The 13194-nt window shown below is 70.1% G+C and carries 9 protein-coding genes; 4 read left to right on the top strand and 5 right to left on the bottom strand.

From position 1 onward, the window contains the following. Positions 1 to 5 precede the first annotated feature (5 nt). From EL340_RS07515 to EL340_RS07525, 3 genes are all read right to left on the bottom strand, one after another. Positions 6 to 848, bottom strand: a complete 843-nt coding sequence (locus tag EL340_RS07515; RefSeq protein ID WP_126414093.1) for an NAD-dependent epimerase/dehydratase family protein — start codon at positions 846 to 848, stop codon at positions 6 to 8. 68 nt (positions 849 to 916) lie between these two features. Further along, on the bottom strand, positions 917 to 2965 hold the full coding sequence (locus EL340_RS07520; RefSeq protein ID WP_126414094.1) for a rhamnan synthesis F family protein: 2049 nt from the start codon (positions 2963 to 2965) through the stop codon (positions 917 to 919). A gap of 282 nt (positions 2966 to 3247) precedes the next feature. Then, complete coding sequence (locus EL340_RS07525; protein WP_126414095.1) at positions 3248 to 6202, bottom strand: N-acetylmuramoyl-L-alanine amidase; 2955 nt, start codon at positions 6200 to 6202, stop codon at positions 3248 to 3250. A gap of 449 nt (positions 6203 to 6651) precedes the next feature. Here EL340_RS07525 and rfbB point away from each other — a divergent pair, with 449 nt between their 5' ends. Continuing rightward, positions 6652 to 7647 (top strand): dTDP-glucose 4,6-dehydratase, encoded by a 996-nt coding sequence (gene rfbB / locus EL340_RS07530; RefSeq protein WP_126415375.1) that lies wholly within the window; start codon positions 6652 to 6654, stop codon positions 7645 to 7647. Positions 7648 to 7738: 91 nt separating this feature from the next. Here the strand turns inward: rfbB and EL340_RS07535 are convergent, their stop codons facing one another. Further along, positions 7739 to 8677 (bottom strand): glycosyltransferase, encoded by a 939-nt coding sequence (locus EL340_RS07535; RefSeq protein WP_126414096.1) that lies wholly within the window; start codon positions 8675 to 8677, stop codon positions 7739 to 7741. 282 nt (positions 8678 to 8959) lie between these two features. On the opposite strand from EL340_RS07535, the gene EL340_RS07540 reads away from it, so the two are divergent. Genes EL340_RS07540 through EL340_RS07550 form a run of 3 tightly spaced genes read left to right on the top strand, consistent with a single transcriptional unit; the run spans position 8960 to position 11069 of the window. Beyond that, complete coding sequence (locus tag EL340_RS07540) at positions 8960 to 10621, top strand: DUF6020 family protein (RefSeq protein ID WP_232022923.1); 1662 nt, start codon at positions 8960 to 8962, stop codon at positions 10619 to 10621. A 6-nt stretch (positions 10622 to 10627) separates the two neighbouring features. Further along, positions 10628 to 10750, top strand: coding sequence for a toxin-antitoxin system HicB family antitoxin (locus EL340_RS15735; RefSeq protein WP_269471651.1), 123 nt, complete (start codon positions 10628 to 10630; stop codon positions 10748 to 10750). A gap of 34 nt (positions 10751 to 10784) precedes the next feature. Further along, positions 10785 to 11069 (top strand): putative quinol monooxygenase, encoded by a 285-nt coding sequence (locus EL340_RS07550; RefSeq protein ID WP_126414098.1) that lies wholly within the window; start codon positions 10785 to 10787, stop codon positions 11067 to 11069. Positions 11070 to 11099: 30 nt separating this feature from the next. Here the strand turns inward: EL340_RS07550 and EL340_RS07555 are convergent, their stop codons facing one another. Beyond that, on the bottom strand, positions 11100 to 13163 hold the full coding sequence (locus tag EL340_RS07555) for a DUF6541 family protein (RefSeq protein WP_126414099.1): 2064 nt from the start codon (positions 13161 to 13163) through the stop codon (positions 11100 to 11102). Between the last annotated feature and the right edge of the window lie 31 nt (positions 13164 to 13194).

A 13194-nucleotide genomic window follows, 5' to 3' on the forward strand; every position in this document is an offset into this window, starting at 1 on the left:
GAGTGTCAGCTCGCGCTTGAGGCGAGGATACGGCGGATCTTCGTCGGATCCCCCCATACACCGGGCGAGTCGTAGGGCCGGTCCGGGAAGGCACCGTACTCCAGGGTGATATCCAGGTTGTTCTCACGAATGTATGTCTCGACGCGCTCGGCCAGGGTCATGGGCTCGCCGGTGCAGGCGTTGATGATGCCATCGACCTCGGTCTGGTCGACGATCGCGGCGATCTGCTCACCCAGGCCATCCACGGAGATGAAGTCGTAACGGTTCTTACCGGTGGTGAAGGGGAAGGTGGTACGCCCCTCCTCCGCGGCGGCCAGGAGCTTGGAGAAGATGGAGTTGCCGAACTTGTCGTCGCCGACGATGTAGTAGGCGCGGATCCACTGGGCCACGGCGTCGTGCGCCTGGGCGGACAGGAAGGTGGCCTCCCGCAGGGCGTTCTTGGCGATGCCGTAGAGGGAGGCGGGGTTGCAGGGGACGGTCTCGTCGATGGCGCCCTCCCAGTAGCCGACCTCGTGCATGGTGCCCATGACGGCGAGCTGGGGCAGTCCGCCGGCGTAGAGGTTCTCGATGAGGTGGAAGTGCTTGGCCAGGTCGTCCAGGTGCGCGTGGGAGGCGTGCTTGAAGCCGTCACGCCAGGCCAGGTGCAGGACGACGTCGGGGCGTCCCATCTGGTCGTAGATGTCGGCGTCGCCGGAGAAGAGGTCGAGAGCAATTTTCTCCGCCCGGTCGTCGACGCCGTCGAGCCGCAGGTCGAGGGCCTTGACAGCCAGGTCCCGTTTCAGCAGCGCGGTGACGACGTGGCGGCCGATGTAGCCGCCGGCTCCAGTGACGAGAACTGTCTTTGCCATGGCTCAGAATCCTAACAGGTGGGCACCGTGCGACGAGCCGGGGACGACGCGGACGGGCGGGAGGCTCGTCACGAGTCGGAGCCGGGCCGCAGGAACCACCGGTGACGCAGGTGCCCGTTGAGGGACCTTGCGGCGCCCTTGACGCCGTCGGCCACTCCTCTCCCCCCATCGGTGACGTAGCGATAGGCGGGCTTGAGGGCACCGGCCACCTCCGGGTGGCGCACGTCGACGTAGGAGCGCACTCGCGGCCCGAGACCGGCCTTGGGACCGAACCGGGCCTGGAGGAACCTCACCTGGTCATCGGTGTAGGCCGGCAGGTCAGCAGTGACGGCCCGCTGCTTGTAGGCCAGGGAGCCGTAGAGGCGTGCCGCCCAGGTGGGGGTGAGGACCTCGCGGGGGTGGAAGCCGCTGGACATGGCCGCGTAGACGGTCAGCCGCTCGAGCACCTCGGCGGCGCGGGCGCGTTGCAGGCGCTCCACCGCCTGCTCGGGACCGGCAGCGGCCTGCTCGGTCAGGCGCACGAGCTCCTTGGCCCCTTCACTCAGTGTGCGTAGCGCCTCGGGGCGGGCCAGGAGCATGGCGCCGACCGGCATCGCCGGGGCGACCGGGTCCAGGGCCGCCGTCAGACCGAGCCGGCGGGACAGTGCCTCGGCGGCGCCTGCCAGACCGTCCCACTGGGGGCCGCCGTGGGGCTGGCCGATGTGGCAGGCGGAGGGCATGACCACACCGAGGCTGGGGTGGCGCGTGAAGAGGTCGATGAGGCCGGCCACGTACCCCTGTGAGGAGAGCAGGCAGTCCAGGACCTGGCGACGGGCCACGTCTCCGGCCCGGTCCGCAGAGCCGGTCAGGGGCCCGGCGTTGATCGCGAGGACCAGGTCAACACCGTCAGCACTGCCGGTCTCATCGGCCCCGTCAGCTCCGGCGTCTTCTGCGCGCCCGGGATCCCACAGGTCTTCGCACTCGGTGAGGAAGGCGATGGTGCCGCGCGGGTCGAGGTCGCGGACCGCGCGGAAGATCACGCCGGACTCCCCGGGCTCTGCGTCATCAGCCTTCGCCCGACGGCCGGTGACGCGCTCCAGGTCGGCGGCATCCAGCGGTGCGGGAGAGGTGACCACCATTCGCCAGTGCGCCGGCAGACTCGCCAGGCGCTCCGGGAGGCGGTCCGCCTCGGCACGCTCGATCTCCTCTCTCCCGGCGGGAAGGTGGACGACGACGCAGCCCGAGAGCTCCGGCGTCGGCGGTTGCGCCTGGACGGGCTCGGTGATGACCTCGGTGAGTCCGGCGTTGACGATGAGGTCGCGGGCGGTGGCGGTGTGGACGACGTCGGCCAGGATGAGGTCCTCGCTGTAGCCCTCCTGTGCGGCGGCGGTCAGCAGGTCCCCTCCGACGACGGCCTGCCGGTCCTGGTGGAGCGGGTCGTGGAAGAAGGCTCGGCGCTTGAGCAGGGGGCATCCGTCAGCCAGCAGCGCGTGGGCCTCCTCGATGGCCGGGTTGTCCGAGCCGTAGCGGTCCACGGGGAAGGCCACCTCGTAGGTGTGGCCGAGGCCGCTGAAGTAGTCGGTGAAGCGTGACTCGTGCCACTGGATGGAGTCGCGGTAGGAGGCGACCTGCGGCATCTGCTCCCAGTACTCCCGGAAGGCGGGGTCCGTCAGGAGCCTACGGCGCACCGCGATCCAGTGGGACTGGATGTGGCGGGGCAGCTCACGCCTGGCGAGGAAGGGGTGGGGACGCATGGTGTCATGCTCGGTCATGCCCCAGAAGGAGATGTCGCGCCAGTCCTCGGCCCGGACGAGGACGTCCTCCCAGGGCCGCACGGGGGCGTAGTAGGTGTGGTTGGTCAGGATGATCTCGTCGAAGTCTGCGAGTCGGTCCCAGCCGAGGTGCTCCAGGCCCGCGCGATAGGCACCGACGTCGAGCCCCTCGTTGGGGCGCTCAAGAATCTCGTCGCAGGTGTCCTCCAGCCGGGCCCGGTCGGCGTCGCTGATGGGCGAGTTGGAGACCAGCAGGATGTGCTCCGCATGGGGGCGCAGGGAGGCCAGAGCACGGGGGACGTAGTCACGGACACGGTTGTGAGGATCGAAGTGGAAGTAGATGATTCCGCGGTTTCCTCGGGTCACGTGGGTCCTCCCCCGGCTAAGCTGGTCAGAGCGAGCGAATCAGAACAGGTGAACGCTGGTGTTGTAGGTAAACGCCGGCGCTTCGGGCGAACACTGTTCTAGAGGCTGATGTTCTAGAGGCTGATCTGTGCGGCGGTCGCGGCGTCAGTCTCTCACGCCGGGCACCGTCGGCACCGATCCGGGTGAGCAGGAAGCGGGGTCGAACTCCCCATGAGAGAGCCCGACCCCGCCGTGATCGGCGCCTGAGCAGATGGCTGCACCGACGCCGTCGGGACAGCGCGTCTACCCGAAGTACCGGTCGATCATGGCTGCCAGGTCGTTGCCGTAGTTGCGGGCGGTGGCCCAGCCGGTGCGCTGGGGGTTCTCCTGGATGCCCAGGTGCTCGACGTAGACGGCCGACCCCTTGCGCACATAGGTGAAGCGGGGGTCGACCAGTGAGCGGGAGAGCTTCTGGGGAGTGGCGCTCGCGTCGGCGTATGCCCTCAGGTGCTGCACCTGGGCTCGCAGCCCGATCTGGACGCTCGGGAAGGAGGCGCCCGCGGCGCCCCCACCGGTGGCTCCCAGCCCTCCGAAGTTGAACTGCTGGGCTGAGACGTCGCCTCCGGACTGGAGCCAGGCGGTCTCCTTCATCACCTGGGCAAAGAGGAGCTCAGGGCTGACGCCCTCGGCCACCGCCTCGTCATAGAGGGTGGTGAAGAAGCTCTGGGCCGTAGCGGCCCCGCCCTGGGACAGGGTGCCGGACGGGTAGGCGTGCCCCGAGCTGTTATAGGTGGAGACCATTGTGTCAATGACCTGCTGCCTGCTCGCTGTGGGCGATGCCAGGACCGGGTGCAGCCCCTCGTAGCCCTGCCAGGCGCCGCCAGCGGCGAAGGTGGACCAGCGGCCCTCGATCTTCACGCGGCCGGTGACCATGGCCCCGCCCTTGGAGGCGTCCAGGTAGTACCAGCTGCCGCCGTCGGCCACCCAGCCCGTGGCCATGGCGCCGTCGGACGTCAGGTAGTACCAGCTACCGCTATCGCTGACCCAGCCCGTGGCCATCGCGCCACCCTTGGAGGCGTCCAGGTAGTACCAGCTGCCGCCGTCGGCCACCCAGCCCGTGGCCATGGCGCCGTCGGACGTCAGGTAGTACCAGCTACCGCTATCGCTGACCCAGCCCGTGGCCATGGCCCCGCCCTTGGAGGCGTCCAGGTAGTACCAGCTGCCGCCGTCGGCCACCCACCCGGTGGCCATGGCACCATCGGCCCCCAGGTAGTACCAGTGGTTGGAGTCGAACAGCCAGCCGGTGACCATGGCGCCGTCGGACGTCAGGTAGTACCAGTTGCCGCCGTCACTGACCCAGCCGGTGGCCATGGCCCCTCCCTTGGAGCCGTCCAGGTAGTACCAGCCGCCGGCGTCGCGAAGCCAGCCCGTGGCCATGGCCCCACCCTTGGAGGCGTCCAGGTAGTACCAGCCGCCGCCGTCACTGACCCAGCCGGCGACCTTGGCACCGCCGGCCCCCAGGTAGTACCAGGAGCCGGACTCTGACTTCCAGGCGCTGGCACCGTTGATCTGCTGCTGGGCGATGGTGCGGATCGTGCCGAGCTTGGAGTAGCCGACGTTTCCGGGACAGGTGGTGTAGCCGACGTCGCGGTGCCCCAGGATGCGGGGCATCGAGATGGTGGAGCCGGCCTGGTATCGCTCGGTGGTCCACACGTGCAGGCCCGCCCAGCCGTTGGCGTCCGTGACGCCGGCTCGCTTGAGGAACCAGCCGGCCATCTTGCCCACGGAGCTCAGCTGCGTGTCCGAGGGGCTGACGCTGCTGTAGTCACCCATCATGGACAGGCCCATGGTGCCGGTGTTGACGCCTCGGGCGTGCGCTCCGACGCTCATCCTGCCGGCGGGCGCCGTCGTGGAGCCGGAGCGCCCCTCGAAGACGGTGCCGTACTTGTCGATGAGGAAGTTGTATCCGATGTCGCCCCAGTCCAGGGTGACCGCGTGGTAGTAGTAGATGCCCCGCACGATGGAGGCGGACTGGCCGGCTGAGTAGCTGTTGGTTCCCGCGGTGTGGTGGACGACGACGTGGCCGGCGCTCGCGTAGTCGGGGTCCCAGCTCATGTAGGAGGGGTTGGCGCCCCACTCGCCTCGGGTGGTGACCGGTACCGGCAGGCCGTTGGCGGTCGTCGCTGCCGGCAGCACCGTCGCCTGGAGGTCCGCGGGCCTGATCAACGACGACGTCGCCGTCGCAGTCGCCGAGTGCGCCGGTTCGACAGAGCCTCCCGGCACCCCGGACTGGCCCGGCTGGAGCGGTGAGGCGGCGTCGGCGTCCTCGATGACCGGGGTCGGTGCGGCCTCGGTGGTCTTGAGGTCTGCCGCGTCCAGGACCTCCTCCCCCTGGGGCTGGGAGGGCACGAGGGCCAGCTTCAGGCCTGCGGGCAGTGAGCCGCCGACGACGGAGGCCTGGATCGCGTCGGCCCCGCCGGTGACGAACTCGCCGGTGCCGGAGGTGGTGCGGTCGTCGCGTCCGGCGTCAGCCGCCTCATTGAGGTACCAGGGCGACCAGGTGCCGTTCTCGCGGACGCGCAGGTAGATGCGCACGCCCTCGGGCAGGTCGGCGCTGCCGGTCCAGGTGAATCCTGCGACGAGGAAGTGGTCGACCTCGAGCGGGTCGGTGAGGAGGGTGGCGTCGGCCTGCGGGTCGGTGGCGGCGGGCAGGATCGAGGGGGTTCGTCCTCCGGTCGCGCCCGCGGCCCGGGCGACGGCCTGGCGAACGGTGCCTCCCGCGCCGGTCACTGGCTTCAAAAGCACTGAGGTGCCGGCGTCGCCGCTGGTGCTGCTGGCCCCGTCAGTCGACGGAGTCGACGTCTCAGTGCCCGCCGGTGAGTCATCGCCGCCCCCTGAGCTCGGGGAGGTCTGGGCGTCGTCGAGGCCCGACTGGGCGATCTCGGTGGCCTGCCCGCTGGAGGTGGTCAGGTCGAGGATCTGGACCGGGGTGGGGCCGTCGCTCTGCCCGACGGACTGCCCGGCGGAGTCCGCGCCGGAGGCACTGCCAGATCCTCCGGTCGAGCCACCGGAGTCGGCGGCCTCGGGGGCGGCGGCGGCCGCGGGGACCAGGCTCGACAGGAGCAGCGGAGTCAGGGCAACCAGCCCGGTGACCCGGTAGGCGAGCAGGCGAGCACGGCAACCACTGCGGGTGCGACGACCACTGGGACGATGACCGCAGCGAGGGAGGATGCGGCCCAGAGCACGAGGGACTTTCATGGGGTTCCTATGGAGGTGATGCCGACTGGCGCCGATCAGGCCTCACCACCACAGCCGCCGGCACCGCTCCCTCGAGATGCACGATATTTAATTCCTGAATAGTTTCCGAGAGATTAATGATAGTTTACTGATAATTTTGGGAGGTTCTGCCGCCACTGCTCACTCCCCCGGGCCCCACCACCGCCCAGGCCACCGCGCGAACTGCATCTTTTCCTGACAGATCAAGGTTTCGCCACGCCACGGCTCTTCCGTTGCAATCTGATTTCGCCACCGTGGACGAAATCCGCGCGCTGGAGTCCGCGCAGAAGTCCGCAGGAGTCAAGGATGAAGAACCACGGGCCCTCGTGAGCCCATCGGTCCCGTGGGTTCCTGCGAGATCCTGTGGCATGATGGCGTCGGCCATGACGGGCGCCCAGCGCCCGCAGTTCCCACTCATCGGAGCGAGTTCTATGCACGTCCTTATCACCGGAGGCGCCGGCTTCATCGGCGCCAACTTCGTCCACCAGACCCTGGTGCGCCACCCCGACGCCACCGTCACCGTCCTGGACAAGCTCACCTACGCCGGGAACAAGGGCTCGCTGGCGGACCTCGACGACCGCGTCAGCCTCGTCGTCGGAGACATCGCCGACGCCGACGTCGTCGACCCTCTCGTGGCCGACGCCGACGTCGTCGTCCACTTCGCTGCCGAGTCCCACAACGACAACTCGCTGCGCGACCCCTCCCCCTTCATCCAGACCAACCTCGTGGGCACCTTCACCCTCCTGGAGGCTGCGCGTCGCCACGGGACGCGCTTCCACCACATCTCCACCGACGAGGTCTACGGCGACCTGGAGCTGGACGACCCGGCCAAGTTCGAGCCGACGACGCCCTACAACCCCTCCTCCCCCTACTCCTCGTCCAAGGCCGGCTCCGACCTGCTCGTGCGCGCCTGGGTCCGCTCCTTCGGCCTGGAGGCCACGATCTCCAACTGCTCAAACAACTACGGGCCCTACCAGCACATCGAGAAGTTCATCCCCCGCCAGATCACCAACCTCATCGACGGCGTGCGTCCCAAGCTCTACGGCGCCGGTGAGAACGTGCGCGACTGGATCCACGTCCTGGACCACAACGACGCCGTGTGGGACATCGTCGAGAAGGGCCGCATTGGCGAGACCTACCTCATCGGCGCCGACGGCGAGAAGAACAACAAGCAGGTCGTCGAGCTCATCCTGGAGCTCATGGGCTACGAGCCCGACGACTACGAGCACGTCGCCGACCGCCCCGGCCACGACATGCGCTACGCCATCGACAACTCCAAGCTGGTCCAGGAGCTCGGCTGGTCCCCGAAGTTCACCGACTTCCGCTCCGGTCTGCAGGCGACCATCGACTGGTACCGGGACAACGAGGCCTGGTGGCGCCCGCTCAAGGCCGAGGTCGAGGCCAAGTACGCCGCCCAGGGGCAGTAACCGAGCAGCGTCGCCTCCCGTGACGTGTGGGGCCCTCTCTTCAGAGGGCCCCACACTCGTCCGCCCAGAGCCCGCCCGGACCGGTCCGTCGCTAGACGTATGAGACGGCCGGGTAGGTGAGATAGGCCAGGCGGGCGGCGTTGGCCCGCGAGCGCCGCAGCCCCGACTGGATGACCCCGAGCATCATCCACAGGAATCCCAGGGTCACCAGGCCGATGCTCAGGAAGAGGGTGGGGAAGCGCGGGACGTTGCCGAACTCCAGGAAGTGCCACACGACCGGGACGCCCAGGACGATGGCGAGGAACCAGGTGAGGAACCCCAGGGTGCCGTAGAAGAGGATGGGGCGCTCGTCGCGCACGAGTCGGGCGATGAGGCCCAGGATCTTGAACCCGTCGGAGAAGGTGTTGAGCTTGGACTCCGTGCCGGCGGCGCGCTCCTTGAAGCCGACTGGGACCTCGATCTGGGGCACGCGCAGGGTGGCGGCGTGAACCGTCAGCTCGGTCTCGATCTCGAACTCGCGGCTCATGGCGGGGAAGGACTTGACGAACCGGCGCGAGAAGACGCGGTAGCCGGAGAGCATGTCGGTGACGTGGGTGCCGAAGACCCGGGAGGTCAGGCGGTTGAAGGCCTTGTTGCCAGCCTCGTGGCCGGGCCGGTAGGAGCTCTTCTCCTGCACGTCGCGGCGCACGCCGAGGACATGGTCGTAGGGGCCCTCCAGGAGAGTCTCGATCATGCCGGGCAGCGCGGCGGCCTCGTAGGTGTCGTCCCCGTCGATCATGACGTAGATGTCGGCCTCGACGTCGGCGAAGGCCCGGCGGACCACGTTCCCCTTGCCCTTGCGCTCCTCACGGCGGACGATGGCGCCGGCAGCGGCTGCGACCTCGGCGGTGCGGTCGGTGGAGCAGTTGTCGTAGACGTAGACGTGCATCGTGGGAACGGCCGTCAGAAGGTCGGTGACGACCTTTCCGATCGCGCCCTCCTCGTTGTAGCACGGGACGATCGCTGCGATGTCGAGGTTGGAGAGATCCACCTGGTTCCAATCAGGACGGGAGCCGAGCAGGCGCTATTCTAGCGGCACCCGTCCCGAGGCCGGTGATTCTGCTGGTGGTGCGGGTGCTGATGCGCTCTTTCTGCGTCCCCGGACTGGAGATCAACGCCCGTGCCACTGTCTTCGCCCCAGCCCTCCTCCCGTCGATCCGATCGCCCCGGTGCCCCCGCGGGGTCCTCACCGGGGTCCTCACCGGGGTCCTCACCGGGGTCGACGCAGGGGCCGCCGAGTGGGAGCCGTCGCCGTCGTCGGGCGGTGGTGGCTGTGCTCTTCGCGATCGTCTTCGCGGCGGTGGATGCCGCCTCCCAGGTGGTGGGCCGGTTCCAGTCGGAGTCCGGGGTGATCCTCAGGACCTCCTTCGGTCCGGTGCGGCTCCTGGCGGCTCTGGTTCTCAGCGGCGCCGTGTGCTGGGGCTTCCTGGCGCTGGTCGATCTCACCGAGCAGCGTCGGGCTCGCGGGTCCCGCAACGACGACGGCGAGCCGTCAGGCAACGGGACGCCGGGCTCGGTGACCCCGGGCACGGGGAGGCCGGCCCGCCGGCACCTGGCGCTGACGGCCTTCCTGGTGCCGTTGGTGTGCTGGTCCTTCCTGTACGCGCACCTGTGGCCGATGGCCTCGATGAACGACACGGCCTGGATCCTGCGCAACCCCACCGGCGCCGGGGCCCAGCATCCCATCACCTACACCCTGACGGTCGGGGGCCTGTTCCGGCTGGGGCGCCTGGTCGGGGGCGACGTGGTCGGCGTCGTGCTGCTGTCGGTGGGGCAGATGCTGCTGTGGGCGGCCTGCGTGAGCGTCGTCGTCGTCTTCCTGGACCGCAGGGGCGCCTCACGTCGGATGAGCGGGCTCCTCATCGCCTACTGCGCACTCATGCCGCTCGTGGCCGACTACTCCTTCGCCGTGGTCAAGGACGCCGCCTTCTCCCTGTTCGCCACCCTGCTCATCCCGGTGCTGCTGGTGGTGCGCGCCAGCGCCGGGCGGGTGCTGCTGAGCGGTCGCGGCGCCATGGTGGTCGTGGCGGTGCTGGCCGGCTTCGCGCTCATGCGCAACAACGCCCTGCCGGTGGTCCTGGTGATCCTGGCGCTGGTGGTGTGGTGGTCGCGGGCCCACCTGCGCCGGGCGGTGGCGGTGAGCGCCGTCGCCCTGGTGCTCATCGTCGTTCCACCGGCCGCGACGGCGCAGTCCGCGCATGCCGAGGAGGCGCTGGGGATCCCCTTGCAGATGGTCGGCTACACCCTGGTCCACGACGCCGACTGCCTGCCGCAGGACAGCCGGAGGGTCTTCGACGCCGTCCTGGAGCCGGCCGTCTGGAAGCAGGTCTACCGGCCCACCAGCGTCGACCCCGTCAAGGACGCCGAGGCCTTCAACACCGCCTACCTCGATGCGAACCGCGGCCGGTTCCTCTCCGCCTGGGGCCGGGCGCTGGTGGCCTGTCCCCGCCCCTTCGTCACCGGTTTCCTCATCCAGACCGCCAACCTGTGGCGCTTCGACGCCGACCCGATCCGCACCGACGGGCAGTCCCGCTTCGTCTCCGCGGTCTCGAACTACCCGGCCGACCGGGAGCGCCTGATCCGCAGCTACGCCAGCGCCGGCGTGGTCAACCACTCGCTCCTGCCCCGGCCCCTGCGCCCGGTGGGCGACGCCGTCGTACGGGCGATGGAGGCCACGCCGGGCCAGGGGACCTGGATGTGGGTGATGGCGCTGAGCGTCACCGGATTCGTCTACGCCCGCCGTCGCGAGTGGGTGGCGATCTACACCCCCATGATCCTGCTGTGGGCGACGCTCTTGATCGCGGCGCCCACCGTCACACCGTTCCGCTACATGGCGCCCGTCATCATGGTGGTGCCGATCGGGCTCGCCGTCCTGCTGGGGACCGACCGGACGGCCTGGGAGCCGGCAGCCACGCACGACACCCCTCACGATTGATACCGCATCTCGGGGAAGTTTCAGCTGCGTCTGGGCGAGGACCTCCATCGACGTCTGGCGATGGAGGCGGCGGAGCAGTCCATCAGCTTGAATCAGTATGTTGTGAGAAAGTTGGCCGCGGCCTCGTGAAGCGCCCTTTTCTCATCACAGACAGGAGACTCCCATGATCCGTATCGTCGCCACCTTCCACGTCCGTCCCGACGCCGTGGAGGAGTTCCGCGCGCTCGCGGGCGAGCTCGTCAAGGGCTCACGGGCGGAGGAGGGCAGCATCGCCTACGACCTGTGCGTGGCCCGAGACGATGCGACCTCCTTCGTCGTGCTTGAGACGTGGCGCGACGACGCGGCAGTCGATGCCCACAACGCCTCGGAGCACTTCACGAGCCTGGTTCCCCAGCTGGTGGACCTGTCCGCCGAGCCGCCCTCGGTGGTCCAGTACGTCGAGGCCTGAGCACGAGGCTGCCGGTGACCGCCGGCCGCATCAGTCGCAGGCGGTGATGCGCCACAGGGAGACGCCGCCCTCGGAGTCGATGAGCTCGAGGCCCTCGGTGGGCAGCTGCGTCAGGGGCGCGTCCCAACGCAGCGGGGCGGCGCCGGTCGCCGAGCCCGAGGCGGTGGCATCCGAGCTGCTGTAGAAGTACCTCGCACCCAGGCGGTCAAGAAGCATGCAGGTCTGGGAGCCCGTCCGCCCCAGGGCGGGCCAGGCGGAAACCAGCTCAGACTCCGGGGTTCCCGGTGCGGCTTCGGCGCGCGTCGGGTAGACGACGTGGACCCCGCCCAAGGACCACAGGTGGGCGGCTCCCCTCGACGGTGCCCCCAGGACGACGGCGTCGTCGGGCAGCACGCTCCGGGAGCGCTGGATGAGGGTGATCGCGTCCTTGGTCAGCAGGGTCCCGTACTGGATGCGCTGCGGGTCGTAGACGGAGGCGACGAGGTTGCGCTCCAGGGGAACCCGCGCCGCCACCGGCAGCAGCACAACCGCCACGAGAACGGCCGCGGCCGTCCGCCCCGGCCGCGCCCCGTGGACCCGCGCCGCCCTCCGGCGCAGCTCCTCCCACAGGCGCAGTCCGGGCCTCCCGGCAGCCGCCTGGGCCATGAGGACGAGGGCGGGAAGCATGGCGAGCGGGGCGATCCGGGCCTTCTGCAGGTACCAGGGCGAGCCGAGCTGACGACCGGCCCACTGGGGCCCTCCCACCAGGGCCAGGAGGAGGAGCACCATGAGCCACATGACGAGCCAGGGGCGCTGCTGCCGCGAGCGCGCCGACCAGGCCGCCCCCAGGGTGAGCAGACCGATCAGGATCCCGACGGGCACGGTGGCCCCCGGCACCGCCCCGTACATCGGCAGGTCGATGAGTGCCTGCCCCAGCGTCGCCACGGCTCCGGCCACTCCCCCGGCGGGACGCCGGTAGCCCAGGACGGAGGCCAGCGAGCTGCGCATGATCCAGGCCCCGACAACCAGGACCAGCACGGCCACGACCGCTCCGGCCACGACAAGGGCCCGGCCGCCACGGCTGCCGGCGCTGCGGCGCCACAGGGAGGCGACGGCGTCGGCCAGGAAGGGCAGGGTCAGAACCGCCAGGTTGAACAGGCCGGTGCCGTGCGCGGCCACCACGCCGCCGGCGGCGGCCAGGGCGAGCACTACCAGCGTCAGGTGACGGCGCCGCGACGCCGTCCCCCGGCGCAGCAGGTCGTAGAGCACGAGAACGCCGGGAAGGCCCAGGACGCTCAGGGCGTAGGGCCACACTGACAGGGAGGTCATGAGCAGTAGCGGGTAGCTCACCACTGCGGCACTGAGTGCCAGCACCGCGGCCACCGCGCAGACCCGTTGCCGCCGGCCGGCGCCGTCGCCGGCCGGCTCGCAGGCGGTATCGAGACCGGTGACCCCGGCGAGCAGACCCAGGAGCCCCAACGGCCAGGCGACCGCGGTCAGGGCCAGGACCCCGGCGGTGCTGACGACGGCCGGGCCGCCCGGGGCCAGCGCCAGGATCCCGTGCCAGACCGTGGGGTAGTAGACGGCGCTGCCCGAGTAGAGGGCGGACAGGCCTCCCAGCATCGAGGCATTGCCCCCCTCGCGGATGGCTGCCACCGCATTGAGGTGGAAGGTGGCGTCGAAGGCCTGCGCGGGGTAGCCGGGTCCGGGCAGGGCGGAGAGGATCGCCCCGGCCGGTACGACGACGGCCACGGCGAGGCCGCCGGCCAGGATCAGCCGTTCGGCCCGGCTCCACGGCGTCGCTCGTCGCGCACTCCGCGGTGGGGGGCCGGCGACCAGACGGGCTCCAAGCGCCGCGATGATGGTCAGGGCGGCGGTGACCGCCCAGCCCCAGGGGCACCAGGACAGCGCGAGGCCGTGGGCGAGGATCTCCCCCGCTCCGATGATCGCCGAGCCGATGGCGGGGGCCACCGCCAGTGACGGCAGCGCCCCCAGGCGGGCCGCTCGCCCCACGACCCAGCCGGGCACGACCAGCAGTCCGGCCACGACGAGGGTGGCGGCCGCAAGGGTCCAGCCGGAGGCTCCGGCCGCTTCCCAGACCGCGGTCGCGCTCATGCCTGCCGCCGGGCTCAGGACGCCTCCCCGG

This window comes from Actinomyces viscosus (genome assembly GCF_900637975.1).
GTDB lineage: Bacteria > Actinomycetota > Actinomycetes > Actinomycetales > Actinomycetaceae > Actinomyces > Actinomyces viscosus.